General features: G+C 60.8%; 20 protein-coding genes. 10 read left to right on the top strand and 10 right to left on the bottom strand.

What is annotated here, in order from left to right:
• The 4 genes from lysS to DTW90_RS05625 all read right to left on the bottom strand — a co-directional run bounded on the left by lysS (position 1) and on the right by DTW90_RS05625 (position 4,864).
• Complete coding sequence (gene lysS, locus DTW90_RS05640; RefSeq protein ID WP_132525294.1) at positions 1–1,494, bottom strand: lysine--tRNA ligase; 1,494 nt, start codon at positions 1,492–1,494, stop codon at positions 1–3.
• Positions 1,495–1,685: 191 nt separating this feature from the next.
• Positions 1,686–3,143 carry a glutamate--tRNA ligase gene (gltX, locus tag DTW90_RS05635; RefSeq protein WP_132525296.1) on the bottom strand — a complete coding sequence of 486 codons (1,458 nt, stop codon included), beginning with the start codon at positions 3,141–3,143 and terminating at the stop codon, positions 1,686–1,688.
• A 215-nt stretch (positions 3,144–3,358) separates the two neighbouring features.
• A complete protein-coding gene (locus tag DTW90_RS05630; RefSeq protein ID WP_132525298.1) occupies positions 3,359–4,102 on the bottom strand; it encodes a TerC family protein in 744 nt (247 codons plus the stop codon).
• Positions 4,103–4,180: 78 nt separating this feature from the next.
• Positions 4,181–4,864, bottom strand: coding sequence for a TetR/AcrR family transcriptional regulator (locus DTW90_RS05625; protein WP_132525300.1), 684 nt, complete (start codon positions 4,862–4,864; stop codon positions 4,181–4,183).
• Between the two features lie 153 nt (positions 4,865–5,017).
• Here DTW90_RS05625 and DTW90_RS05620 point away from each other — a divergent pair, with 153 nt between their 5' ends.
• The 5 genes from DTW90_RS05620 (at position 5,018) to xylA (ending at position 12,017) form a co-directional block, all read left to right on the top strand.
• Positions 5,018–6,250, top strand: coding sequence for an HlyD family secretion protein (locus tag DTW90_RS05620; protein WP_132525302.1), 1,233 nt, complete (start codon positions 5,018–5,020; stop codon positions 6,248–6,250).
• Between the two features lie 95 nt (positions 6,251–6,345).
• Entirely contained in the window at positions 6,346–7,884 is a 1,539-nt protein-coding gene (locus tag DTW90_RS05615; RefSeq protein WP_245512882.1) for a DHA2 family efflux MFS transporter permease subunit, read from the top strand.
• A 133-nt stretch (positions 7,885–8,017) separates the two neighbouring features.
• Entirely contained in the window at positions 8,018–9,043 is a 1,026-nt protein-coding gene (locus DTW90_RS05610) for a LacI family DNA-binding transcriptional regulator (protein ID WP_149336894.1), read from the top strand.
• A 26-nt stretch (positions 9,044–9,069) separates the two neighbouring features.
• Positions 9,070–10,524: a xylulokinase gene (xylB, locus tag DTW90_RS05605; protein ID WP_149336892.1), complete on the top strand. Its 1,455-nt coding sequence runs from the start codon at positions 9,070–9,072 to the stop codon at positions 10,522–10,524.
• Between the two features lie 182 nt (positions 10,525–10,706).
• Positions 10,707–12,017 carry a xylose isomerase gene (xylA, locus tag DTW90_RS05600; protein ID WP_149336890.1) on the top strand — a complete coding sequence of 437 codons (1,311 nt, stop codon included), beginning with the start codon at positions 10,707–10,709 and terminating at the stop codon, positions 12,015–12,017.
• 89 nt (positions 12,018–12,106) lie between these two features.
• Here xylA and DTW90_RS05595 read toward each other — a convergent pair whose 3' ends face one another.
• Positions 12,107–13,777: an SDR family oxidoreductase gene (locus tag DTW90_RS05595; RefSeq protein ID WP_149336888.1), complete on the bottom strand. Its 1,671-nt coding sequence runs from the start codon at positions 13,775–13,777 to the stop codon at positions 12,107–12,109.
• A 367-nt stretch (positions 13,778–14,144) separates the two neighbouring features.
• Between DTW90_RS05595 and DTW90_RS05590 the strand changes: the two genes are divergently transcribed.
• The gene (locus tag DTW90_RS05590; protein ID WP_149336886.1) at positions 14,145–15,194 is read left to right on the top strand and encodes an NAD(P)-dependent alcohol dehydrogenase; all 1,050 of its coding nucleotides are present in this window, start codon (positions 14,145–14,147) and stop codon (positions 15,192–15,194) included.
• Here DTW90_RS05590 and DTW90_RS05585 read toward each other — a convergent pair.
• Both DTW90_RS05585 and DTW90_RS05580 read right to left on the bottom strand, forming a co-directional pair.
• Positions 15,152–16,099 carry a LysR family transcriptional regulator gene (locus DTW90_RS05585; protein ID WP_149336884.1) on the bottom strand — a complete coding sequence of 316 codons (948 nt, stop codon included), beginning with the start codon at positions 16,097–16,099 and terminating at the stop codon, positions 15,152–15,154. The genes DTW90_RS05590 and DTW90_RS05585 overlap by 43 nt on opposite strands.
• A 211-nt stretch (positions 16,100–16,310) precedes the next feature.
• Positions 16,311–16,805 (bottom strand): TetR/AcrR family transcriptional regulator, encoded by a 495-nt coding sequence (locus DTW90_RS05580; RefSeq protein WP_149336882.1) that lies wholly within the window; start codon positions 16,803–16,805, stop codon positions 16,311–16,313.
• Positions 16,806–16,913: 108 nt separating this feature from the next.
• Between DTW90_RS05580 and DTW90_RS05575 the strand changes: the two genes are divergently transcribed.
• A complete protein-coding gene (locus tag DTW90_RS05575) occupies positions 16,914–17,681 on the top strand; it encodes an SDR family NAD(P)-dependent oxidoreductase (RefSeq protein ID WP_149336880.1) in 768 nt (255 codons plus the stop codon).
• A gap of 519 nt (positions 17,682–18,200) precedes the next feature.
• Here DTW90_RS05575 and DTW90_RS05570 read toward each other — a convergent pair.
• Positions 18,201–18,422 (bottom strand): hypothetical protein, encoded by a 222-nt coding sequence (locus DTW90_RS05570; protein ID WP_149336878.1) that lies wholly within the window; start codon positions 18,420–18,422, stop codon positions 18,201–18,203.
• Between the two features lie 168 nt (positions 18,423–18,590).
• Complete coding sequence (locus DTW90_RS05565; protein ID WP_149336876.1) at positions 18,591–19,622, bottom strand: LacI family DNA-binding transcriptional regulator; 1,032 nt, start codon at positions 19,620–19,622, stop codon at positions 18,591–18,593.
• Positions 19,623–19,787: 165 nt separating this feature from the next.
• On the opposite strand from DTW90_RS05565, the gene DTW90_RS05560 reads away from it, so the two are divergent.
• The 3 genes from DTW90_RS05560 to DTW90_RS05550 all read left to right on the top strand — a co-directional run bounded on the left by DTW90_RS05560 (position 19,788) and on the right by DTW90_RS05550 (position 23,453).
• On the top strand, positions 19,788–21,311 hold the full coding sequence (locus DTW90_RS05560) for a sugar ABC transporter ATP-binding protein (RefSeq protein WP_149336874.1): 1,524 nt from the start codon (positions 19,788–19,790) through the stop codon (positions 21,309–21,311).
• 82 nt (positions 21,312–21,393) lie between these two features.
• A complete protein-coding gene (locus tag DTW90_RS05555; RefSeq protein WP_149336872.1) occupies positions 21,394–22,398 on the top strand; it encodes an ABC transporter permease in 1,005 nt (334 codons plus the stop codon).
• Positions 22,399–22,505: 107 nt separating this feature from the next.
• Positions 22,506–23,453, top strand: coding sequence for a substrate-binding domain-containing protein (locus tag DTW90_RS05550; RefSeq protein ID WP_149336870.1), 948 nt, complete (start codon positions 22,506–22,508; stop codon positions 23,451–23,453).
• Between the two features lie 118 nt (positions 23,454–23,571).
• Here the strand turns inward: DTW90_RS05550 and DTW90_RS05545 are convergent, their stop codons facing one another.
• Positions 23,572–25,341, bottom strand: a complete 1,770-nt coding sequence (locus DTW90_RS05545) for a tetratricopeptide repeat protein (RefSeq protein WP_149336868.1) — start codon at positions 25,339–25,341, stop codon at positions 23,572–23,574.
• Positions 25,342–25,425 lie beyond the last annotated feature (84 nt).

The raw sequence follows: 25,425 nt of genomic DNA, 5'->3' as shown, positions 1-25,425 counted from the left end.
TCAGTCGGCCTTGTTGCGGCGGGCCGGGAAGAGGATGATGTCGCGGATAGACGGGGCGTTGGTCAGAAGCATGATCAGGCGGTCGACGCCGATGCCGAGGCCGCCTGCGGGCGGCATGCCCTGGTCGATGGCGTCGAGGAATTCATCGTCGAGCTGCTTGGCAAGCTCGCCGCGGGCATGGGCCTGCTCCAGCTGCTCGACCATGCGCTTGCGCTGTTCTTCGGGGTCGTTCAGTTCCGAGAAGGCGTTGCCGAGTTCCCAGGCGTTGCAATAGGTCTCGAAACGCTCGACGAGGCGCGGCTCGCCCGGCACTTCCTTGGCGAAGGGCGAGATGTCCTTCGGGAAATGCGTGACGTGGCTCGGCTGGATCAGCGTGCCCTCGACCTTCTCCTCGAAGATGAAGGCGAGACATTCGCCCCAGGTCCAGTCCTTCTCGACTTCGAAGCCGGCAGCCTTGGCGGCGGTGCGCGCTTCTTCGTCCGTCTTCATCGCCAGGAAGTCGATGCCTGTCACTTCCTTGACGGCGTCGGGCATCGGTACGCGCTTGAACGGACCCTTGAAGGAGATTTCCTTGTCGCCGAAAGTGAATTCGGTCTTGCCGTGGATCGACAGCGCCAGCGTCTCGAACATGCGCTCGACGAGGTCCATGATGTCCTCGTAGTCGGCATAAGCCCAGTAGCACTCCATCATGGTGAACTCGGGGTTGTGCCTGGTGGAGACGCCTTCGTTGCGGAAGTTGCGGTTGATCTCGAAAACCTTATCGGTAAGGCCCGAAACCAGCGTGCGCTTCAGGAACAGTTCCGGCGCGATGCGCAGATACATGTCGAGCTTCAGCGTGTTGTGATGCGTCTTGAAAGGCTCTGCCGTCGCGCCGCCATAGACGGAATGCAGCATCGGCGTTTCGACTTCCATGAAGCCGTCGTTTTCCATGAAGCGGCGGATGCCTGAGACGATCTTCGAGCGCTGCTGGAAGCGGAGCTTCGAGTCCTCATTGGTCATGATGTCGAGGTGGCGCTTGCGATAGCGCAGCTCGATATCAGACAGGCCATGCCACTTTTCCGGCATGGGCAGCAGCGACTTGGTCAGCATGGTGATTTCGCGGGCGTTGATCGACAGCTCGCCGCGCTTGGTGCGGCGCACCGTGCCGGTCACGCCAATGATGTCGCCGATGTCGATCATGGCGAGCATGTTGCGCGCTTCTTCCGGGGTCACGTCCTTGTGGGAGAAGATCTGGATCTTGCCGCCGGCATCATGGATGTCCATGAACATGCCGGAATTGCGCGAGGAATAGACACGACCGGCGACGGTGACGACATCCTGCGTTTCCGTATCCGGCTCCAGGTTTTCATACTTGGCCGCCAGCTCGCCGTTGGTGATGGTGCGGTGAAAATGTGCGGGGTAGACATCGCCGATCTGCTCGCGCAGCAATTTCAGCTTTTGCGCGCGGACTTCCGTTGCGTCGGAGGAGAGGGTGGTTTCGGTCTTTTCGTTCATCTCATTTGCCTCATCGATGCGGCATGAATTCTAAATCTACGGTTCAGTGCTCGAAGCGCAGCTGCTGGCTCGGCGCTAACCCTCCCCCTTTGTGGGGAGGGTCGGAGCGAAGCGGAGGGGAGGGGTTTGCTTTGAAAGAAGACCCTCCCCAACCCCTCCCCACAAGGGGGAGGGGCTTTTCCGCTCGCGTTTTACTTTCCGCTTCCAACCATCGACGCCACCGTCTGCGCTGCCAGCTTCAGCCGCTGACGCACGACGGAGCGGCCGAGGATCGCCATGGAGTCAAACAACGGCAGCGAACGTGACGAGCCGGACACGGCAACGAAGAGCGGCGCGACGATGACCTTCAGCTTCTTGCCCATGCGGTCTGCAATGGCGCGCAGCTCGGCTTCGATCGTCTCGACGTTCCATTCGAGGATCTTTTCGAGATCCGGCTGGACGGTATTGAGGATTTCCAGCAGTTCTTCCGGCGTCGACTTGATCTTGGCGAAGGAGGCGGGATCGAGGTTCAGGTCCGACTTGAACAGGAAGCCGGTGAGATCGGGCAGTTCGCCGAGCTTGGAAATGCGCGACTGCGACAGCGCGAGGCCGGCCTTCAGGCGGTCGTTCTCCATCGCCCAGGTCAGCACGCGATGCTGGAACTCTTCTTCCGACATCTTTTCGCGGATCCAGCGGCCGTTCAGCCAGTCGAGCTTCTGGATGTCGAAGATCGCGCCGGCCTTGGACAGGTTTTCCGGATCGAACTTTTCGGAGAGCTCATCCATGCTGAGAAGCTCTTCGCCTTCAGCGATCTGGATAAAGAACAGGCCGAGGAAGTTCATCAGCGCTTCGGGGATATAGCCGAGCGCCGTGTAATAGGAGATCGAGGTCGGGTTCTTGCGCTTCGACAGCTTCGACTTGTCGGCATTCCTCATCAGCGAGAGGTGCATGAAGACAGGCTGCTCCCAGCCGAAATAGCGATAGAGCAGGATATGCTTCGGCACCGAGGCCAGCCATTCCTCGCCGCGTGCGACGTGGGTGATCTTCATCAGATGGTCGTCGATGACGTTGGCCATATGATAGGTCGGCATGCCGTCGCCCTTGATCAGCACCTGCATGTCGACCGAGTCCCACGGGATCGAGACATCGCCGTAGACGCCGTCGGTGAAGTCGCAGGAGCCCTCGGTCGGGATCTTCATGCGGATGACGGAGCTTTCGCCCGCCGCCATCTTGGATGTGACTTCCTCGGCGGTGAGGCTCAGGCAAAGCCCGTCATATTTCGGCGGCTTGCCCGCGGCTCGCTGGGCCTCGCGCATCTGTTCCAGCCGCGCCGGCGTGCAGAAGCAACGGAAGGCATGACCCTTGTCCAGCAGTTCCTGGCCGTAGGGTGTGTACATGTCCTTGCGGTCGGACTGGCGATAGGGGCCATAGGGGCCGCCGATATCCGGGCCTTCCTTCCATTCCAGGCCACACCATTTCAGCGCGTCCAGAACCTTCGTCTCGAATTCCGGCGTCGAGCGGGTGGCATCGGTGTCTTCGATGCGCAGGATGAATTCGCCGCCGTGCTTCTTGGCGAAAAGATAGTTGAACAGCGCGATATAGGCCGTGCCGACATGCGGCTCGCCGGTCGGGGAGGGTGCGATGCGGACGCGAACGCCTGATGTGGTCATCTCTGTTTGCCCGTTATAAAAGCCGGTGGCTTCTTAGGAAGCGCTGCCGGCCACAAGGAATGTGAGTATCTGGATCAGGAAACCGGCTGGAAAAGGGCGCAAAGCCGCCTCATCCGCCAATTGTCCGTTTGGCTGGCCTTAGGCCATATTCAACTCTGCTCGTCAAGAAAAACCGCGCCGACGGCACGGTTCGAGCACCCAGACCGAAGGCTGCGTCAGTGCACTCGCTTTCTTTCCCGCCTGTTTCTGGCCACCATGTTCAGCACCTCGACGAGCGCCGAGAAGGCCATTGCCGCATAGATGTATCCCTTGGGGACATGGAAGCCCATGCCGTCGGCAATCAAGGTCGTTCCGATCATCAGCAGGAAGGCGAGCGCCAGCATGACGATGGTCGGGTTCTTCTCGATGAAATTGGCAAGCGGTGTCGCTGCGACAAGCATGACGGTGACTGCCGCGATAACGGCGACGAACATGATTGGCAGATGCGGCGTCATGCCGACGGCGGTGATGATGCTGTCGACCGAGAAGACGAGGTCGAGCAGGAGGATCTGGCCAATCGCGGATGCGAAGCCCGATGTCGCGGATTTTGCGATGAAATCCTCGTTGTGATCGGCGGGATCGACATTGTGATGGATTTCCTTGGTGGCCTTCCAGACAAGGAACAGGCCGCCGGCGATCAGGATGACGTCCTTCCAGGAGAAGCCGTGTCCGGCAATGTCGAAGACGGGTTCCGTCAGCCGGACGATCCAGGCGACGGTGCCCAGCAATGCAAGGCGCATGATAAGCGCAAGGCTGATGCCGACGCGGCGGGCGCGCTCGCGCTGTTCTGGCGGCAGCTTGTTGGTGAGAATCGAGATGAAGATGAGGTTGTCGATGCCAAGCACCACTTCCATCACCACAAGCGTCACGAGGGCTATCCAGGCGGACGGATCCTGGATAAGCGACAATATATCCTGCATTAGCTATGTCCCCCACACTAGCGTTCGGCGTCGCTAATGTAAGGGGCGAAATTTTTGCTGCAAGCGCCGCGGGTGTTTTTAGGCTTCCGTCTGGCCGTGGCGGACGCCATAGGCGGCCATGAAAACGCGAACGGCGCCCGTGATGACCCGATCGATTTCCTGATGTGAGGGTGCGGTTTCCATGCTGCCGAAGAGCCGCAGCTTGAAGAAGCCACCGCTCGCGAGATCGAGAAACTGGCCGGCTGCCAGATCGAGATCATCGATCTTCAATTGTCCAGCGGCCACATGCTCCGTCAGGAACTCGCGTACGACGGTGAGCAGGTTCTCCGGTCCCCTGAGGAAGCGCTGACAGAGCGCAGGCATGCGGTCGCGGACGCCGAGAACGGTTCGCATTGCGCTGATGACCTTCTCGTCGGTCATGTGCGTCACGAAATTCATGCCGAACTTGTAAAGACCGGCTTCGACATCGTCATGTTCGGCAAGCGTCGTGCGCATCGAGGCCAGAAACGCGGCGCGCTCGTTTTCGACCATTGCCGTAAAGAGCTCTTCCTTGTTGTCGAAGTAGACGTAGAGCGTGCCCTTGGAGACTCCCGCCTCGCGGGTGACATCGTTCATGCTGGCTGCATCGAAGCCCATCTTCATGAAGACGCGCTTGGCGCCGTCCAGAATCTGCTGGCGTTTCGCCGGATCCTCGCCCGCAGCCCAACGGCCGGCAGTCGAAGGGTGGGTCTCCTCCGCACGCATATTAACTTTGTCTGTCATAATCTCCTGGGTCATCCACTTTCCGAAGAATCTTTAACCAAATCGAACCGATTGGTTCGGTAAGACTTGATATGCGATTAAAAACGCTCTATGTCAACTGAACCGAACCGTTCAGTTCGATCAAATTTACCTCAAGAGTTTGGTACAGGCCCTATGTCGTCCACGCAAAAGAATTCTGTAGCGCGCATCGTCAGCGACTCCACTGACGATGAAGTCGCTCAGGAAGCCGGCGCATCCGCGGAAGCCCCCACCGCGGATGCGCGCGGCAATCCTGCAGCTCCGGCAAGGGCAGAAGCCCCTGCACCTGCGCCTGCACAAGTTGCAGCGCCGGTCGCGCCGAAAAAGCGCCGCAGCCCCGTCCTGCCGATCATCGCTCTGCTCGCCATCGCTGGCGGCGGCTGGTACGGCTATAACTACTGGACGGTCGGGCGCTTCATGGTGTCCACCGACGACGCCTATATAGAAGGCGATATCGCAACCATTTCTCCGAAGGTGACGGGTTATGTCGCCAAGGTCAATGTCGTTGCCAACCAGCAGGTCAAGGCCGGGGATGTTCTGGCGACCCTCGATGACGGCGACTACAAGATCGCGCTCGACCAAGCACAGGCCTCGCTCGACACCGAGCAGCTCTCGTTACAGCGTCTCGACGCCCAGATCGCCGGCGGCCAGGCCAGCCTGCAACAGGCTCAGGCTCAGAAGGTCGCGCTTGAGGCAACCGTGCGCGGCGCCCAGATCACCCAGCAGCGTGCAAGCGACCTTCAGTCGAAGTCTGCCGGCACGACGGCTTCGCTCGACAGCGCCAACATCGCCCTTGACCAGGCCAAGGCCAATCTCATTGGCGGCGATGCAGCCATTGCATCGGCGCAGGCGAATGTGACGATTCTTGAATCGCAACGCCGTGAGGCCGAAGGCACGATCCGCCAGCTCCAGCTGGCGCGCGACAAGGCCGCTCGCGACCTCTCCTTCACCGTGCTGAAGGCGCCTTATGACGGCGTCGTCGGCAACCGCTCGGTTCAGGAAGGCGATTACGTCACGTCGAGCAACCGCCTGATGGCGATCGTTCCGACGAAGCAGCTCTATATCGACGCCAACTTCAAGGAAACGCAGATCCAGCATCTGGTTCCGGGCTCCAAGGTCGATATCTATGTCGACGCCTACAGCGGCAAGCCGATCGTCGGCACCGTCCAGTCGCTGGCACCTGCCTCCGGCGCCGTCTTCTCGCTGCTGCCGCCTGAAAACGCGACCGGCAACTTTACCAAGGTCATCCAGCGCGTGCCGGTTCGTATCGCCATCCCGCAAGATGCGCTGGACTCCGGACGCCTGCGCGCAGGTCTCAGCGTGGTGGTGGATGTCGATATCCGCACGGCGCCGGACGCACAGAACTAAGCCGTCGAAGGAGACGCCTGATGGCTTCCGCAACGACAACAGCAGGCCCGAGCGCAACTTCGGGCCAAGCCGTTGGGGCTCCGGCTTCCGAGCACATGGACCCGCGGCGCCTCATCGCGTTTTTCGCGATGGTCCTCGGCATGTTCATGTCGATCCTCGATATTCAGATCGTATCGGCCTCGTTGTCTGAAATTCAGGCAGGCCTCGGTGCGGGTTCGGATGAAATTCCGTGGGTGCAGACCTCCTACCTGATCGCGGAGGTCATCATGATCCCGCTCTCGGGCACGCTCGGCCGCATCATATCCACACGCTATTTGTTTGCCGCTGCTGCCGCAGGCTTCACGATGTCGAGCGCGCTTTGCGCGACCGCGACCAATATCGACCAGATGATCATCTACCGCGCCATCCAAGGCTTCATCGGCGGTGGCATGATCCCTTCCGTCTTTGCTGCGGCCTTCACGATCTTTCCGGCGTCTAAGCGCAATGTGGTGTCTCCGATCATCGGCCTCATCGCGACGCTGGCACCGACAATCGGTCCGACCGTCGGCGGTTATCTCAGCAATGCCTTTTCGTGGCACTGGCTGTTCCTCGTCAACATTCCTCCGGGCATCATCGTCACCATCGTGACCTGGAACTTCATCGATTTCGACAAGCCCGAGCTGTCTCTGATGAAGAAGTTCGACTGGTGGGGCCTGCTGTCCATGGCGGTCTTCCTGGGCGCGCTGGAATACGTGCTCGAAGAGGGCAATACCAAGGATTGGTTCAACGACGACATTATCGTCTGGTGCGCAATCGCATCGGCGGTTGGCGCCGTGGTGTTTTTCTATCGCGCCTTCAAGGTGGACTTCCCGATCGTCGACCTCAGGGCTTTCTCAAACAAGAATTTCGCGCTCGGCTCGATGTTCTCCTTCGTCATGGGGATCGGGCTCTATGGGCTCACCTATATCTATCCGGTCTATCTCGGTCGTATCCGTGGTTACGATTCACTGATGATCGGCGAGACGATGTTCGTCTCCGGCCTTGCGATGTTCTTCACCGCTCCGCTTGCGGGCTTCCTGTCGGGCAAGTTCGATCTTCGCATCCTGATGGCGATCGGCTTCGCGAGCTTCGCTTCGGGCACCTATATAATGACGGGCCTGACGGCCGACTGGGACTTCTGGGAACTGCTTATCCCGCAGATCCTGCGCGGCTTCGGCCTGATGCTCTGCATGGTGCCGATCAACAATATCGCGCTCGGCACCATGCCACCGGCGCGTATGCGCGGCGCCTCCGGCCTGTTCAACCTGACCAGAAATCTCGGTGGCGCGGTCGGGCTGGCGATCATCAACACTTTGCTGACGACGAGGCAGGACCAGCATTACTTCCGTCTGCGCGACAACGTTCACTGGGGCAACCCGATGGCGCTCGACCAGATGAACAGCATGACCGCAAACAATGCCGCCGCAGGGCTCGACGCATCCCAGAGCGCATTGAAGCAGATGGTCAATATCGTCGAGCAGCAGGCAATGATCATGTCCTTCGGGGATGTTTTCATGCTGCTGACCGTGCTGTTCATCGCGATGATCTTCGGAACGATGGTAATCAGCAAGCCGAGACCTCCGCAGCCCGGCGCTGCCGGTGGCGGCGGTCACTGAGCTCATCCATTCTTCGAAAAAGGCTCCCTCGCGGAGCCTTTTTCATTTGCGCCAAATTTGAAAATGGCGGCTTCGGCGACTTTTTGATTTACGTACATCAAATTCTGATCTAATGGTCTCGTCAGGAGGAGCGATGAGGCCGACCGTTCACGATATAGCCGCTGCCGCGGGCGTCAGTCTTGCGACTGTCGACCGGGTGCTGAACCAGCGCGCCGGTGTGCGCGAGGTGACGCGCAAGCGCGTCGAGGAGGCGATCCGGGAGATCGGCTATATCAGGGACGTTGCCGCCGCCAATCTCGCGAAGGGCCGGGTCTATCCGCTTGTCTTCATTCTTCCGACCAGCGACAATTCCTTCATGCATGGCCTCCATAACGAAGTGCGCCAGGCGATGATCCGTTCGGGAACGGAACGCACCGACATCCATATTCGCGAGGTGCCTGCCTTCGACCCGCAGGCGCTCGTCGCCGAGCTCGAGCGGCTGGCGGAAGAAAAGCCGGCCGGCGTTGCGTTGGTTGCTGCGGATGCGCCGGAGGTGCTGGCAGTGGTCGATCGGCTGGTTGCCGCAGGTGTCCCCGTCGTGACGCTCGTCTCCGATCTCACGGGATCGTCCCGCTGCCACTATGCCGGCGTCGACAATATCGCCGCCGGTCGCACCGCTGCGCGCCTGCTCGGCCGCTTTCTCGGCGGCAAGGCCGGCGACATTACTGTTCTTGCCGGTTCGATGATGGTGCGCGACCACCGCGAACGCCTGGAAGGCTTTACCCAGGTGATGAGTGAGGAGTTTCCCTCCCTCAATCTCCTGTCCGTGTTGGAAGGCCGCGACGATCCCGATATGGCCTATGCGTTGATCTCCGACGCGCTCGGCTCGAACGATCGCATCATCGGGATCTACAGCCTTGGCGCCGGCAATCGCGGCCTGATCCGCGCCTTGAAGGCGCGGCACCAGGAGCGCACACTGACCGTGATTGCCCATGAGCTGACCGAGAGCACGCGCGGGGCGCTGACTGACGGGACGATCGATGCCGTTCTCAACCAGGATGCCGGCCATGAGGTGCGCAGCGCCATCCGGGTGCTGAAGGCGAAGGCCGACGGGCTTGGCTTCATTGCCGCGCAGGAGCGCATTCGTCTCGACATATTCTTGAAGGACAATCTGCCTTGATAGGCGGAATTTAGGGAGTAACGCGCATGTATTTGGGTCTCGATCTTGGAACATCCGGCGTCAAGGCGATGCTGATCGACGGCGACCAGAAGATCATCGGTTCGGCCAACGGCTCGCTCGATGTCTCGCGCCCGCATCCGGGCTGGTCGGAGCAGGAGCCATCGCACTGGATCCGCGCGACGGAAGAGGCAATTGCCGGCCTCAAGGCGGCGCATCCGAAGGAACTGGCTGCCGTTCGCGGTATCGGCCTGTCCGGCCAGATGCATGGTGCGACGCTGCTTGACGCCGACGACAAGGTGTTGCGTCCCTGCATCCTCTGGAACGACACGCGCTCCTATGTCGAGGCTGCGGCACTCGATGCCGATCCGCGCTTTCGGGCGCTGACCGGCAATATCGTCTTCCCCGGCTTCACCGCGCCGAAACTCGTCTGGGTCGCCAAGCACGAGCCGGATATTTTTGCCAAGGTCGCCAAGGTTCTGCTGCCGAAGGACTATCTGCGCCTCTGGCTGACCGGCGAGCATATTTCCGAAATGTCCGACTCGGCCGGTACGTCCTGGCTCGACACCGGCAAGCGCAAATGGTCCTCCGAGCTGCTGGCTGCCACCAATCTCGATGAAAAGCAGATGCCCTCGCTGATCGAGGGTACGGAACAGGGTGGCAAACTGCGCTCTGAGCTTTCCTCGAAGTGGGGCATATCGGGCGACGTCGTCGTTGCCGGCGGGGCAGGGGACAATGCGGCCTCGGCCTGCGGCATGGGAACTGTCAGCCATGGCGCTGCCTTCGTTTCGCTCGGTACATCAGGCGTGCTCTTTGCCGCCAACGGTTCCTACCTGCCGAAGCCGGAAAGCGCCGTCCATGCATTCTGTCACGCTCTGCCCAACACCTGGCATCAGATGGGTGTCATCCTGTCTGCCACGGACGCGCTGAACTGGCATTCGGAAGTGACGGGCAAGTCGCCGGCCGATCTCACCGGCGAACTCGGCGAGAGCTTGAAGGCGCCGTCGAGCGTGACCTTCCTGCCTTATCTCTCCGGCGAACGCACGCCGCATAACGACGCCACCATCCGCGGCGCCTTCATCGGCCTAGGCCATGAAAGCAGCCGCGCGGTGCTGACGCAGGCCGTGCTGGAAGGTGTGTCCTTCGCCATCCGCGATAATCTCGAAGCCCTCCGCTCTGCCGGCACGGACATCGCCCGCGTGACCGCGATCGGCGGTGGCTCGCGCTCGCGCTACTGGCTGGCCTCGATCGCGACGGCACTCGGCGTTCCCGTCGATCTCCCCGCCGATGGCGATTTCGGCGCGGCCTTCGGCGCTGCCCGCCTCGGCCTGATCGCGGCGACGGGGGCCGATCCGGTCGCGGTCTGCACGCCGCCTGCGACATCCGGCACGATCGAGCCGGTCGCCGGCCTGAGCTCTGCCTATGAGGATGCTTACAAGCGTTATCGTGCGCTCTACCCGCCGCTCAAGTCGCTGGCGCATTGAATTTAATCCTGACGGGAGTGGTCGAAAGACCCCTCCCCAACCCCTCCCCATAAGGGGAGGGGCTTCACTGCCCCAAGCCTGCTCGAGTAGCGGGCGGTGCCCATCGGCTTTCTCCCCCTTGTGGGAGATGCCGGCAGGCAGAGGGGGACTTTCCAAGCCTATTCGTCTCAAGGAGGAATCACATGAGCACCGGATTTTTCGGCGACATCCAGAAGATCAAGTATGAAGGCCCTGACAGCACCAATTCGCTGGCCTTCCGTCACTACAACAAGGACGAAGTCGTCATGGGCAAGCGGATGGAAGACCATCTGCGCTTTGCCGTGGCCTACTGGCATACCTTCACCTGGCCGGGCGGCGACCCCTTCGGCGGCCAGACGTTCCAGCGCCCCTGGTTCGAAGACACGATGAAGGCAGCCAAGCTGAAGGCTGACGTTGCGTTCGAATTCTTCAGCCTGCTCGGCTCGCCCTTCTATTGCTTCCACGATGCCGATGTGCGTCCGGAAGGCAAGAACTTTGCCGAGAACACCAAGAACCTGAACGAGATCGTCGATTACTTCGCTGAAAAGCAGGCTGCATCAGGCGTCAAGCTGCTCTGGGGCACGGCGAACCTCTTCTCCAACCGCCGCTTCATGTCGGGCGCTGCCACCAATCCGGATCCGGAAGTGTTTGCGTTCTCGGCTGCGACGGTCAAGACCTGCATGGACGCGACCATGAAGCTCGGTGGCGACAACTATGTGCTCTGGGGCGGCCGCGAAGGCTATGAAACCTTGCTCAACACTGACCTGAAGCGCGAACTCGACCAGATGGGCCGCTTCCTCAACCTCGTCGTCGAGTACAAGCACAAGATCGGCTTCAAGGGCACGATCCTGATCGAGCCGAAGCCGCAGGAGCCGACCAAGCACCAGTATGACTACGACGTCGCGACCGTTTACGGCTTCCTGAAGAAGAACGGCCTCGAAAACGAAGTGAAGGTCAATATCGAGCAGGGTCATGCGATCCTTGCCGGCCATTCCTTCGAGCACGAACTGGCGCTCGCCAACGCGCTCGGCATCTTCGGCTCGATCGACATGAACCGCAACGACTACCAGTCCGGCTGGGATACCGACCAGTTCCCGAACAACGTTCCGGAAATGGCGCTGGCTTACTACCACGTTCTGGCAGGCGGCGGCTTCAAGAACGGCGGCACCAACTTCGACGCCAAGCTGCGTCGCCAGTCGCTCGATCCGGCAGACCTTTTGATCGGCCATATCGGCGGCATGGATTGCTGCGCCCGCGGCCTAAAGGCTGCCGCAAAGATGATCGAGGATAAGGCGCTGTCGCAGCCGCTTGCGGACCGCTACGCCGGCTGGGATTCTGCCGAAAGCCAGAAGCTGCTGCGCGGCGAATACTCGCTCGACGAGATCGCCCACTGGGTCGAAAGCAGGGACATCAACCCGCAGCCGAAGTCCGGCAAGCAGGAACTGCTGGAAAACGTCGTCAACCGCTACGTTTGATTACGGGTTTGACTTTTGAAGAGAGCCGGGGAGCGAGAGCTTCCCGGCTCTTTTTTGTGCGGCAGCGGCTAGTGGTCGGTTGCTTTGCCCTAAGCTTCCTTCGGCACCGGTTCCATCGCCCCCTTATAGGCGACGATCAATCCCACTCCGGGCATTGCGATCTTCACGTCGAAGCAGAAGCGCCCGTCGCGCTCCGTTTCGAAGGTCCCGCCTTTCGGCAGCAGGAAACGCGGAAGCGGAATTCCCAGCAAGGACCAATTGCGGGGAATGAAGAACAGACGGTCTTCTTCCATGACGAGGGCGAGCGCGACGGTGATCATTCCAAAGCGCTCGAGCATCAGGCAGTCGTTCCTGCCCGTGCCAGGTTGCTGGACGGAGGAGAAGGACTTCTTCCCGAAGGTTCTGGTCCAGGTCTCGATGCCCTGTTTCGATGACAAGGCGACGGTGACCGGGATATCTGCCGCTGCGCTCGGAAAGCCGATGATGCTGGCGATCATTTTGGCGATGCCCGAGGTCCCGCGCTTCACTTCCGCACGCCCGACCCATTTTCGCGATTGCGCCGCGCCATGCAGCGCTTGCATCTGCGGAGGGAGCCTGTCGAAGGCTGTGCCCAACACCTGCCGGTAGATGGGGGCGATTTCGCCTTCCGTCTTGCGGAACCCGGTATAGATCGGCCTGTGAGCAAACATCCGGTCGTAATCTGCAAGCTCCAGTGCGCGGGTTGCTGGCCGAGCGCCGGAGTTCGGGCGGATGCCGTTCAGGAGCTTGCGGACGATGGCCTCGATCGCCATGGAGGGAATGTAGGGGCCATCGTCCCCCTCAGCCAACAAGTGCCAGCTCTGCTCGACCGGCTTGCCGTCCTTCAGCCCCCTGGCGCGTACGAACATGCCGCCGCGATGCTCGCCGAACCGCATCAGGTTCAGCACTCTGTAGAACAGCCCCGACAGAGGCACCAGCGAGGGCAGCGACAATGTCGCGCGCGCCTTTGCCAGCAGATTGAGGATGCGATGCAGGAATTCGGGCACGGGGCCAGCGCCCATCCATATATCCCGTAGCGTAGCGTGCTCCGGCGGGATGACCTGAAGGTCCGGAACGTCGACGAGCGAGAAGCGGATGTTTCTGAGCGGAAGTCGCCCCGGCACCGCAATCGTATAGCGCATGCTCTCGGCAAGGCCGATGGCATGGGTCTGAACGCCGTTTCGCAGGAGCTTTACGGGAGCGCCAGCATAGCCGACGACCGCGCGCATGACGTTGAGCCCTATGCCGGCGAAGGGCGAGGGCGCGATGCCGCCTTCCACTGACGTAATGTCCATCGTCTTTTCCATCTCGCGCAGCACGGCTGATGTCAGCACCGGAAAGCTGCTGACGCCCGACAGGATGAAAACGCCCGCCGCCTTGGCCTCGGCATCGAATTGCGAAACGCCGAATACGAAATCGGCGGCATCGGCAAAATCCGTGTAGTCCGTGCCCGATGCGATGCATGCGCGAATAACGCCGTAGGGATCGTCGCCATAGGTCTGAAATGGGCCTGACGCATCGACGACGAGGTCGGGGCCTTCGGCGGCCAGCGTCTCGGTGATCTCGGCGCGGTCCGATTGAAGCGGGCGAGCTGAGGCCTTGCCGCGATAGGCAGCACAGAACCGAGCGGCACGCTCGAGGCTGCGGCCGCAGATGATCAGCTCGAGCCCAGCGATGTCGGATAATAGTTCGGCCAGCCGCCCGCCGAAAACGCCATAGCCGCCCAGGATAAGAATCTTCAAAATCGCTGTCTCTTCATGGTTCTACCATCGGGACGGTCGTGCAGGCCGGATGTGCGGACGAAATGGTAGGATCATCCACGCGAACCCATACGGCGGCCAGGACCGTGTGGCGCATCATCGACGTGAGGGCGACTTTTTTCAACTCAAGCGTCCATGTTGCGCGAATAGGTCGCGCATAGCGGCAATCGAAGACCAGCTCGAAGTTTTCAAGCAACGACAGGCGTGCGTCCGTCGTTCCGATTGCTGAGCTGTGCTCACAAACCCATCCAGCAACGGGCCGCTAATGCGGACGGATCATCGTGGCTATATCCGCCTTGGCGCCAGTCTGCGCCGGTCAGACTTCCAACAGCCTTGCGAGGATGCACCATTGAAAACATCAGCATATGCCGCAACAGATGCGAACACACCGTTGCAACCCTTTTCCTTCGAACGCCGCGAACTGCGCCATAATGATGTCGCGATCGATATCCTCTACAGCGGCGTCTGCCACACCGACCTGCACATGGCCCGTAACGACTGGGGCTTTTCGATCTACCCGCTGGTGCCAGGCCATGAGATCGTCGGCCGAGTTTCCGCCGTCGGCGGCAGCGTCACGGGCTTCAAGGTCGGCGACAATGTCGCCGTCGGCACCATCATCGACAGTTGCATGGAGTGCGAGCAGTGCCGCCGCAACGAAGAGCAGATGTGCTACAAGGGCGTGACCATCACCTATAACGGCCAGGATCGGGTGACTGGCGACGTCACCTATGGCGGCTATTCCAACCATATTATCGTACGCGAAGAATTCGTGCTGCGCATGCCCGAAGGGCTCGACATGGCACGTGCCGCGCCGCTGCTCTGCGCCGGCATCACCACCTATTCGCCGCTTCGCACCTGGAATGTCGGCCCCGGCAGCCGGGTGGGCGTCATCGGGCTCGGCGGGCTCGGGCATCTGGCGGTCAAGTTCGCCTCCGCGCTCGGCGCCAATACGACGGTCCTGACGCGCTCCGAAGGCAAGATCGATACGGCGCGCGAATTGGGAGCGGACAGGGTGCTGCTGTCGACGTCGGCCGAGCAGATGGAATCGGCCGCCTTCGGCTTCGACGTCATCATCGACACCGTTCCCTACGAGCACGATCTTAGCCCCTATCTCGGCCTTCTCGACGTGGATGGCACGCTTGTGATCGCCGGCTCGCTGGTCGATACGCCGAAGTTCAACAACATGCCGCTGATCCTGGGCCGCCGCCGGATTGCCGGGACGCCGAGCGGCGGCATCCGGGAGACCCAGGAGATGCTGGATTTCTGCGCCCGCAAGAACATCCTGCCGGAATGCGAGATGATCGCCATCCAGGACATTGGCACGGCGTTCGAAAGGCTGGAACGTGGCGACGTGCGCTATCGCTTCGTCATCGACATGGCCTCGTTGCCGGCTGCCTGATTCCTAGCCCGACGCGCGTTCGACCGAAGCGCCTCGACGAATACAGAAAGCGCCGGCGGCATCTGTCGCCGGCTCGGATAGTAGATGGAATAGCCTGGAAAGGGCTTGCAGTAATCCTCCAGCACCCTGACGAGCCGGCCGTTGCGCAGGTGCTCTTCGGCGAAGTCTTCGAAGACATAGACAAGGCCGGACCCGGCAAGCGCTGCCGCAATCATCATGTCGGAATCATTGACCATGAAGCTGCCGCTGACCTTGACCTCGACGTCACGGCCATCCTCCTCGAACTCCCACCAGTAGGGACCACCGGCGGACGTCATGTAATAGGTGACGCAATCGTGGTTCGCGAGGTCCTGCAGGTTCTTCGGTGGCGGATGCTGGGCGAAATAGGAGGGGGCGCCGACCACGGCAGCGCGGATATCGGGTCCGATCCTGATGCCGACCATGTCTTTGTCTATCCTCTCGCCGAAGCGAATGCCGGCATCGAAGCGCGAAGCGACGATATCCTCCAGCCGGTCGCCGACGATGAGTTCGACCCTGATATCGGGATAGTCGCGATGGAAGGACGGCAAGATTGGCGTGACGAGAGAGACAGCGGCGTGCTTGCCGGCGGTGATGCGCACTGTGCCAGAAGGCTTTTCGCGCAATTCGCCCAACGCCTGCAGGCCCCGACCGATATCCGCGAATGCGGGACGCAAGGTCTGGAGCAGCCGTTCGCCGGCTTCGGTCGTGGCGACGCTGCGGGTCGTGCGCGCCAAAAGCCTCACGCCGAGGCGTTCCTCTAGGAGCCGCATTATGTGGCTGAGGCCCGAGGACGATATGTCAAGGCGCGCCGCGGCGCGGGTGAAGCTACGCTCCTCCGCGACGATCACGAAGGCTGCGAGATCATCGAAGTCGTGACGTTTCATTTTTGACCAGCCCTCATCAATGGAGCGCGATTGCGAAATTCACGGGATATTTATTGTGGCGCTATGCAGGTTTCAACGGCGGGGCCAATCTTCCGATACCGTTTTGGTGAAAGCGTCCGATGCGTAGGCTTAGCGCTTCTCCTAAAGACTGGTAAAACCAACTTCGATGCCAAGCTGCGTCGCCAGTCGTTCGACCCGGCAGACCTTTCGATCAGCCGGCGACCTCGTCGAAAATAGCGGTATCCCCGAGCGCATTGGCGACAAGCATCGCGCCCTCCAGATTGGCCAACAGCTTCATGGCCTCGCGTTGCGACAAACCGGCATTGACGAGCGTCTCGACACCTCGCTGGAAAAAGCGCTGCGCCTCGATACGCACTTCCTCTGGCAGGTCTTTCGCCGCGGCGGCAAGCGCGCCGCACAGGCACATTCGGCCGTCTTCTACCAATGCCTTGCGAAACACGCGGTGCCAGGATTCGGCCGGAGCCAGACCGGCCTTGCCGGCCTCGGAAACCGCCTCTGCGAAACGATCCGTGTAGCGACGCGCAACGGCTGCCGCCAACCGCTCTTTCGTCGGAAAATGATAATGAACGCTGGAGCTCTTCACGCCGACGTCGGCCGCGATTTCCCGAAAGCTGAAACCGCTATAGCCAGCCTCCCTGATCCGTCGCTCCGCCGCATCCAGAATTGCATTTGCAATGTCACTCATTGAATCACCTCTCTATCTCTTGATAGATAGGGATTGCCAGAGCGAAACGCAATCGCTAAAGAGGTTCTTGCAATCTATCTATCGATAGATAAACAAAAGGAGCCCATAATGCGTTTTGAAGGAAAAGTGGTTGCCATTACTGGTGGCGGCTCGGGTATCGGTCGGGAAACAGCGGCGCGATTCGTGGCGGAAGGCGCGATGGTTGCCATTAACGGCCGCGACGCGGCCAAGCTCGAAGGGGCGGCGCGCGAAATCGATCCGACAGGCAAGAAGGTCATCGTTTCGGCCGGCGATATCGCTAATCCGACGACAGGCCAGGCGCTCGTCGATGCCGCCGTCACTCGCTTCGGCAACCTGGACATTCTCGTGAACAATGCCGGTGTGTTCAATCCGAAGCCGTTTATCGAACTGACCGAGGCCGATTACGACTGGTATCTCGATACGATCCTCAAGGGTAAGTTCTTCACCGCGCAGGCCGCCGCCAAGGCGATGAAGGACAGGGGCGGCGCAATCGTCCAGACCGGTTCGATGTGGGCGATCCAGGCGATTGGCGCCACGCCATCGGCCGCCTATTCAGCCGCAAATGCCGGCGTCCATGCCATGGTGCGCAATCTCGCCATCGAACTTGCGCCCTACAAGATCCGCATCAATGCTGTCGCACCGGCGGTCGTTGAAACGCCGGTCTACAATACCTTCATGTCCGCCGAGCAGGTGAAGCAGGTGCTTCCGACGTTCGACGCCTTCCATCCGCTCGGCCGCAATGGTCAGGCCAAGGATATCGCTGATGCGATCCTCTTCCTTGCATCTGACCAAGCCTCCTGGATCACCGGCACCGTGCTTCCTGTCGACGGCGGCGTGACCGCCGGTCGGCAGTAACGACCGACAGGAACAATAGGTCGAGAGGGGTCGGAAATCTGTTTTCCGACCTTTTTTGCACCAGTCTGACCAATACTATGCGCGTTGATCTCGGGGCCAGTACAGGGGAATAGTTCTGTTCTCCGCGACATCTACGGCAAGCGCGGCATTCACCTTAACAAATTGTCGGGCTTCATTCAGGGTGGTCGGATATGGCACTCCGAGCCTGTAATACGGGAAACCCTTCAAAATAAGAAAAGCCGCGACAGCCCAGCCCTTTCTGTCATTGGCTGATGGCGGCCGGAAATCCGATCCAGTCCTGTAAGTGATGCCGGCGCAGCGTGGGCATGTTTTCTGTATTGCATCGGCAGGCCGCTTGAAGACCCTGCAGCAGTCCAGGCAAGCGAATTTTGTCAGCGAGCGGGTCATTTGGTCACGCGATGGAGAGCTCGGGATGTGGTGAAGGCTTTTGCAATGCAGGCTCTTTGGCAGGTCTGCAACGGCCTTGGCCGGCTGGCGACCTCATTTCCATGATCGCAATCAGTTCTGCTCGTCGGCTGCGGACAGCAAAGTTCTGGCGTCTTCGAGGTCGGCATCCACATCATTGATTGTCAAAGGTTCGCCGCGGCCGGTCCAAGCCAACATTGCATAAATACCATAGGCGCTCAGCATGGAGATGATCACCTCAGCCTCCACCTGGGTTTCCACGCCTGTCAGCTTAACCAAATGTCGCGGCATTTCGCCTTCCGGTGGCTGCCCCATGTCTTCAAGCCTTTCATGCTGGATTCGTTCGCGGAAAATCACAGATCCGGGACGCGCCCGCAATGATCCAAAAAAGCACGCAATACGGCTATCAATCTTCCTCGCCCTTGAGAATATCGTCGAGCGTTTGCGAATTCTGCTTTCTGATCGCTCGCTCCATTTGGAAGCTTACCGCTTCCCCCACCCCTTCGCCGGCGACGAGACCGAGTTCCGGACCACCAGATCCGGCCGCAGCAGGATTTCCGTTTCGGCCGGGCGGCCGTCGGACAGCAGTTCCAGCAGCAGCGCCATCGCGTGTTTGCCGATCATTGTGCGCGGCTGGCGAATGGTGGTCAGCGGCGGGGACATGAAGACGGCCTGGGGGACGTCGTCGAAGCCGGTCACGGAGAAATCGCGAGGGATATCATAGCCGCGGGCGCCGAGGCCGATCATGACGCCGATTGCCGTCTGGTCGTTGACGCACATGAAGGCGGTCGGCAGCGTGTCGCGCATGAAGAGCTGCTCGACCGCGTGTCTTCCGCTTTCGATCGTGCCGTCGCCTTCCAGCACGATGCGCTTGTCCATCGGCACGCCGGCTGCGTTCAGGCCGGCATCGTATCCCTGTCGGCGGCGGCTATAGGCAAGGCGGGTGCGGCTGTCGCCGATGAAGGCGATCTTGCGGTGGCCTTCGGCGAGCAGCAGATCGACCGCCTTGCGGGCACCTTCCATGTCGTCGACGCCGACATAGGGAATGCCGCCGTTGAAAACAGGCTCGAAGACGCCGACGCTCGGCGGCAGGCGGGCGGTCATCGTCTGGTGGCCGAAGGGCAGGATGCCGGTAAAGAGGATCAGCCCGGCCGCCTGGTTGGAATTGAAGAATTTCAGATATTCGAGGCCGCGCTGCGCATCGTTCTGCGTGTGGCCGATCAGGATGCCGTAGCCATGCGCGCGCGCCTCGTTTTCGAGGCCCACCAAGATATTGGAAAAGTTGGGGTCGCCGATATCGGGCGCGACGACGAGGATCATGTTGGAGCGGCCGAGCCTCAGGCTGCGGGCCATGGCATTGGTCGTATATCCCGTGATCGCAATCGCCTGGTTGACCTTCAGCCGGGTGGAATTGGCGACTTTTTCCGGCGTGTGAATAGCCCGCGAGACGGTCGCGATCGAAACCTCGGCGATCCGGGCGACGTCTTCGATTGTTGCGGGCGTGGAATTCGACACTGCGCTCTGCCTTGGCTGTCTTCGCCGCACACTACACAGACTGGTCGGCAGGTCAAAGGCGGGTTCCGACGGATCTGTGTATATCAATGATGTAAACCTTTACATGAGGTATGTAAAGGTTTACATATGGTCTCGAAGCGGATGGGAGCCGCAGGGGAGGACATCATGACCGTGGAGACTGTGGACGCTGCGCCAGTGGTGCTGTCGGCTCGGCGTATCTGCAAATCCTTCAGCGGCGTGCAGGTTCTCTTCAGCGTGAATTTCGACCTCAGAGCCGGCGAAATCCATGCGCTGATGGGCGAGAATGGTGCCGGAAAATCGACCCTGGTCAAGGTGCTCTCCGGCTTCGAGCAGCCAAGCTCCGGCGAAATCATTCTCGACGGCAAGCCGGTGGTTCTGCCGCCCAATGGCGCGGCGGAGGCGATGGGCATCGTCATCATCCACCAGGAATTCAATCTCGCCGAACATCTGACCGTGACCGAGAGCCTGTTTCTGGGGCGGGAAGTCACCCGGTTCGGCGTGCTCGATCGCAAATACATGCGGGGGCAGGCGCGCAAGATTCTCGACATGCTCGGTTCGCATGTCGATGAGAATGCCTTGATCAGCACGCTTTCGATTGCCGACAAGCAGATGGTGGAAATCGCCAAGGCGATCAGCCGCGACGCCCGTGTCGTCTTCATGGACGAGCCGACGGCGGTGCTGTCGCGCGAAGAAACCAAGATGCTCTTCAAGCAGGTGCGCAAGCTGCGCGATCAGGGCACGAGTTTCGTCTTCGTCTCGCACAAGCTGGACGAGGTGATGGAGTTGACGGATCGGGTCACGGTCCTTCGCGACGGGCAGTGGGTCAAGACAGCGCCTACTTCCATGCTGGACGGGGAGTCGATTGCCCAGCTTATGGTCGGGCGCGAGCTTTCCAGCCTCTATCCGGCCAAGGCCGAGCCCAATGTCGATGAAGAGGTCGTCCTTCGCGTCGACGGTGTTTCGACGGGTTATGTCCAGGATGCGAGCTTTGAGGTGCGCAAGGGCGAGATCATCGGCTTTTCCGGCATGATCGGCTCCGGCCGCACCGAGCTCATGGAAGCGATCGCGGGCCTCAGGACACGCGCTGCGGGCGAGGTGTTCATCAAGGGCACGTCGGTTCCGTCAGGCGACGTCCATGCGGCCAATAAATGCGGCCTTGCCTACATGACCAAGGATCGCAAGTCCAAGGGCCTGCTATTGCGCTCGAACATGATGACCAATCTGACGCTGCAGTCGCTCGGCCAGCATTCCCGCCATGGCTATCTTAGCCCCGGCAGCGAGGCCGCGGCGCTCGCAAAGGCCAAACGCCGCTTCGATATCCGCGTTCGCGACAGCAACATCGTTGCCGGCCGCATGTCGGGCGGAAACCAGCAGAAGCTGCTTCTCGCCAAGGTCATGGAGACCGAGCCTGAGATCATCATCATCGACGAGCCGACGCGCGGCATCGATGTCGGTACCAAGCAGCAGATTTATCATTTCATTTCGGCGCTCGCGCGTGACGGCCGGTCGATCATCGTCGTGTCTTCGGAAATGCCCGAGATCATCGGGCTTTGCACGCGGGTCGCCGTGATGCGCGAGGGGCGGATCGTCGGCGTGCTCGAGGGGGAAGAAATCTCCGAACAGGAAATCATGCGTTATGCCGCAGGCCTGAAAAAGCAGGCGGCCTGAGGTTGAGCGACGCGTACCGCTAAACGGCGGCGCATTGGGTCAAGAATCCCAGCAAATTTGGGACGGGAGGTTGGTTTTGGAAATGAGTGCGAGCGAGGAGACCAGGGAAATCCGACGGAGATCCTGGCGGGATGTCGACCTGCGTGCCGTGGCGCCCTTTGCGGCCCTGGCTCTGCTCCTCATTGTGGGAGCGCTGGTCAACCCGAATTTCATCGGCATCACCAATCTTGCCAACGTCGCCACGCGCTGCGCTTTCATCGCGATCATTGCCGTCGGCGCCACCTTCGTGATCTCGGCCGGTGATCTCGATCTCTCCGTCGGCTCCATGGTGGCCTTCGTCGCCAGCCTGATGATCCTTCTCATCAATTCCGGCGTCATTCAAAATCCGGTCATGATGCTGATCGCCGCTGTTGTCTTCACCGTTGTCGCGGGTTCGCTCTGCGGGCTTGCGAACGGGCTGATCACCACGGTGGGCCGGATCGAGCCTTTTATCGCGACGCTTGGCACGATGGGCATCTTTCGCGGCTTGACGACATGGTTGTCGCAGGGCGGGGCGATCACCTTGCGTTCCTCGGAAATCCAGAATCTCTATCGTCCGGCCTATTTCGGCAGCATCGCCGGCGTGCCGATCCCGATCGTCGTGATCCTGGCCGTGACCGCCGTTGCCGCCTTCATTCTCTACCGCACCCGCTATGGCCGCCATGTCGTGGCTGTCGGGTCGAACAGCGATGTGGCGCGCTACTCCGGCATCGCCGTCAACCGCGTGCGGACGATCGCCTTCGTCATCCAGGGCCTCTGCGTCGCGATCGCCGTCCTGCTCTACGTGCCGCGCCTGGGTTCGACCTCGGCGACGACAGGTATTTTGTGGGAGCTGCAGGCGATTACCGCAGTCGTCGTCGGCGGCACGGCGCTCAAGGGCGGCGCGGGCCGGGTGTGGGGCACGATCTGCGGCGCCTTCATCCTCGAACTCGTCGGCAACATCATGCTGCTTTCGAATTTCATCAGCGAATACCTGATCGGGGCGATCCAGGGCGCGATCATCATCATCGCCATGCTGGTTCAGCGCTCGCTTGTGCGCAAGAGCTGAGTTTTAACCGGGGTTGACTGAATTGGCTTGACTGAATTGACCGGGCTATCGGGGCGGCGCGGTCTGGAAGCGGAGAAGTCCCTGACGTTTTTTGGGAGGAGAGTAGTATGCGCAAACTTATGTTGGGTCTGGCGGTGGCGGCGGTAACGCTTGCCGGCGCCGCTCACGCCGAAGACAAGAAGTTCACGATCGGCGTGTCCATTCCGGCTGCAGACCACGGCTGGACATCGGGCGTCGTGTTTCATGCCAATCGCGTCGCCAAGCTCTTGATGGCTGAGCATCCGGGTCTGAACGTCATCGTCAAGACCTCGCCGGATGCGGCGAGCCAGGCAAACGCCGTTCAGGACCTGGAAACCCAGGGCATCGACGCGCTGGTCATCCTGCCGTCCGATCCGGATCCGCTCGTCAACGCGATCAAGGAAGTCAAGGACAAGGGCAAGTTCGTGGCACTCGTCGACCGTGCGCCGAGCAACAACGACAACTCCGTTCGTGACCTCTATGTGGCCGGCAACAATCCGGCGCTCGGCGAAGTCGCCGGCAAGTACATCAAGGACAACACGCCGGACGCACAGGTCGTCGTCATCCGCGGTCTGCCGATCCCGATCGACCAGCAGCGCCAGGACGGCTTCGACAAGGGCATTGCCGGCTCCAACGTCAAGGTTCTCGATCGCCAGTACGGCAACTGGAACCGCGACGACGCCTTCAAGGTCATGCAGGACTACCTGACCAAGTATCCGAAGATCGATGTGGTCTGGTGCCAGGACGACGACATGGCTGTCGGCGTGCTGCAGGCGATCGATCAGGCCAAGCGGACCGACATCAAGTATGTCGTCGCCGGCGCCGGCTCGAAAGACATGGTCAAGAAGGTCATGGACGGCGACAAGCTGATCCCGGTCGACGTTCTCTATCCGCCGGCAATGGTCGGCACGGCAATGCAGCTGACCGCTGCTTCGCTCTATGATCAGGTTCCGGTTCGCGGCAGCTACATCCTCGATGCGACGCTCGTCACCAAGGACAATGCCAAGGACTTCTACTTCCCGGATTCTCCGTTCTGATCCATCTGCGTTCCAAGGCGCCCGTCCGAAAGGACGGGCGTTTTCTTTTTCGTGGCTAAAGCTTTGATTTGACGCAATTCCGGACGCAAGACCGTGTGACACTTTTGCTGGAATTGCTCTATTCCGGCAGGCCGGCCTTTGCGAGATCCGCAACGAACTGATCGACGAAGGCCTTTGTCATCACGGGATGGTCGCCGAAAAAGAATTCTGCCCGCGCCTGTGCGAGGTTCATTGCGGGGCGGAAGCGCTGAAGTCTTGCAATCGTCTCCCGCGCCTCGTCGACTTTTTCCTGTCGGCCAAGGATGGCCGTCAGGACGAGTGCCGGCCAGAATGTGACATTCGGAGAGCGCAGCGATGCGCGCGCCGCCTCGGCCGCCTCGTCCATGCTGTTCAGTTGATAATGCGCGAGCGCGAGCATGTTATGGAAAGTCCACATATGCGGGTCACGCGGGCTCAGCCGAAACGCCTCCCTGATTTCGGGTATTCCCTCTTCAGGCCGCTCGGCATAGCACATGGCCTGGCCCAGCGCGAAATGCGCCTGGGCGAAGCTGTGATCCAGTTTTATCGCGGTGCGAAGATGGGCGATCCCGGCTTCGATCGCGCCGTCAAGCGCCAGCGCCCGGCCAAGCGCCAGATGCGCGGCCGGCTCCTTCTGGTCCACCGCGATCGCGCGTTCGGCCAGATCGATCGCGTCGCATATGTGATCGGCCCGTTCCTCCAGCGGCCCGTACCAGCCGAGCTGAATATGGACATAGGCCAATCGCGCGTGGGCCTGCGCAAAGGTGGGATCGATGCCGATTGCCTGCTCGAACAAGTCCTTGGCGATCTCCAGCTCCTCGCGCGTGAACTTGTAGAGGTGCCAGAGGCCCTTCAGGTAGATCTCCCATGCGGTCATGTCGACGATCGAGCGTCCGCGAAGCGCTGCGAATTCGATCGCGCCCAGCTCCGGCTCGATCGTTCCGGTGATCTCGGAGGCGATCTCGTCCTGCACGTCGAAAATATCGGCCAGAGTGCGATCGTAGCGTTCCGCCCACAGCAGGGTGCCGTCGCTGCCGCTCAGCAGCTGCGCCGTAATGCGGATCTTGCTCTCCGATCGCCTGACGCTGCCTTCCAGCACATATTTCACGCCGAGGTCTTCCGCGACCTTTCGCGCATCGATCGACCGTCCCTTGTAGCTGAAGGACGAATTGCGGGCAGCCACAAGCAGCCAGCGGCAATGGGCAAGCGTTGCGATCAGCTCGTCGGTAAAGCCGTCCGAAAAGTGTTCCTGCCCTTCCACGTTCGATCTGTTCACAAAGGGCAGGACCGCAATCGACGGCCGGTCCTGGACCGGCAGCGGCGCATTGGACAGCACGCAAGAGACGATTTCCTCTCCCTGTGGAGACCAGCACCAGATGCGCACCGGATGGTCGGTATCGTGGAGCCTGCGGTTGCCGAAGTCGGTCGCGTGGAATTCCAGTTTCGAGCCGATCTGATCGCGAACCTGCTGGGATACACAGACCCCGCCCGGCGGCGCGAGCCGTTGCAGCTTCGTGGCGATGCTGACGCCATCGCCGAAGATGTCGTCACCTTCGGCCAGAATGTCGCCGATATGGACGCCGATGCGCCAGAGCATTCGTCGCTCAGGCTCGACGCTCTCGTTGCGCAAATGCAGTGCTCTCTGGAGGTCCATCGCGCATTTCAGCGCGTCGATGACGCTGGCGAATTCCGCGAGTGTGCCGTCGCCGACAAATTTCACGACGCGCCCGTGGTTTTCGGTGATTGCGGGCACGATGAGTTCGGTATTGTGGGCTCTCAACGTCGCAAAGGTTCCGGCTTCGTCGAAACCCATCAGCCGGGAGAAGCCGACAACATCGGCATCCAAGATTGCTGCCAGTCGCCGCGTCATGCGCCAACCTCCTGGTCCGGAAAGAGTATCACGGCATGGCGGGAAGTCCATCGAAACGAGCCCCAGCCCCGTTGCGACCCCGCT

This window comes from Neorhizobium sp. P12A (assembly GCF_008365395.1).
GTDB lineage: Bacteria > Pseudomonadota > Alphaproteobacteria > Rhizobiales > Rhizobiaceae > Rhizobium.
The sequence above is the reverse complement of the archived record's forward strand: the minus strand, read 5'-3'. Positions and strand labels throughout refer to the sequence as shown.

Bases quoted from the DNA above. Each gene is read 5' to 3' on its own strand.
- lysS (WP_132525294.1), bottom strand. From the start codon at position 1,494: ATGAACGAAAAGACCGAAACCACCCTCTCCTCCGACGCAACGGAAGTC.
- gltX (WP_132525296.1), bottom strand. From the start codon at position 3,143: ATGACCACATCAGGCGTTCGCGTCCGCATCGCACCCTCCCCGACCGGC.
- DTW90_RS05630 (WP_132525298.1), bottom strand. From the start codon at position 4,102: ATGCAGGATATATTGTCGCTTATCCAGGATCCGTCCGCCTGGATAGCC.
- DTW90_RS05625 (WP_132525300.1), bottom strand. From the start codon at position 4,864: ATGACAGACAAAGTTAATATGCGTGCGGAGGAGACCCACCCTTCGACT.
- DTW90_RS05620 (WP_132525302.1), top strand. From the start codon at position 5,018: ATGTCGTCCACGCAAAAGAATTCTGTAGCGCGCATCGTCAGCGACTCC.
- DTW90_RS05615 (WP_245512882.1), top strand. From the start codon at position 6,346: ATGGACCCGCGGCGCCTCATCGCGTTTTTCGCGATGGTCCTCGGCATG.
- DTW90_RS05610 (WP_149336894.1), top strand. From the start codon at position 8,018: ATGAGGCCGACCGTTCACGATATAGCCGCTGCCGCGGGCGTCAGTCTT.
- xylB (WP_149336892.1), top strand. From the start codon at position 9,070: ATGTATTTGGGTCTCGATCTTGGAACATCCGGCGTCAAGGCGATGCTG.
- xylA (WP_149336890.1), top strand. From the start codon at position 10,707: ATGAGCACCGGATTTTTCGGCGACATCCAGAAGATCAAGTATGAAGGC.
- DTW90_RS05585 (WP_149336884.1), bottom strand. From the start codon at position 16,099: ATGAAACGTCACGACTTCGATGATCTCGCAGCCTTCGTGATCGTCGCG.
- DTW90_RS05580 (WP_149336882.1), bottom strand. From the start codon at position 16,805: ATGAGTGACATTGCAAATGCAATTCTGGATGCGGCGGAGCGACGGATC.
- DTW90_RS05575 (WP_149336880.1), top strand. From the start codon at position 16,914: ATGCGTTTTGAAGGAAAAGTGGTTGCCATTACTGGTGGCGGCTCGGGT.
- DTW90_RS05570 (WP_149336878.1), bottom strand. From the start codon at position 18,422: ATGGGGCAGCCACCGGAAGGCGAAATGCCGCGACATTTGGTTAAGCTG.
- DTW90_RS05560 (WP_149336874.1), top strand. From the start codon at position 19,788: ATGACCGTGGAGACTGTGGACGCTGCGCCAGTGGTGCTGTCGGCTCGG.
- DTW90_RS05555 (WP_149336872.1), top strand. From the start codon at position 21,394: ATGAGTGCGAGCGAGGAGACCAGGGAAATCCGACGGAGATCCTGGCGG.
- DTW90_RS05550 (WP_149336870.1), top strand. From the start codon at position 22,506: ATGCGCAAACTTATGTTGGGTCTGGCGGTGGCGGCGGTAACGCTTGCC.
- DTW90_RS05545 (WP_149336868.1), bottom strand. From the start codon at position 25,341: ATGACGCGGCGACTGGCAGCAATCTTGGATGCCGATGTTGTCGGCTTC.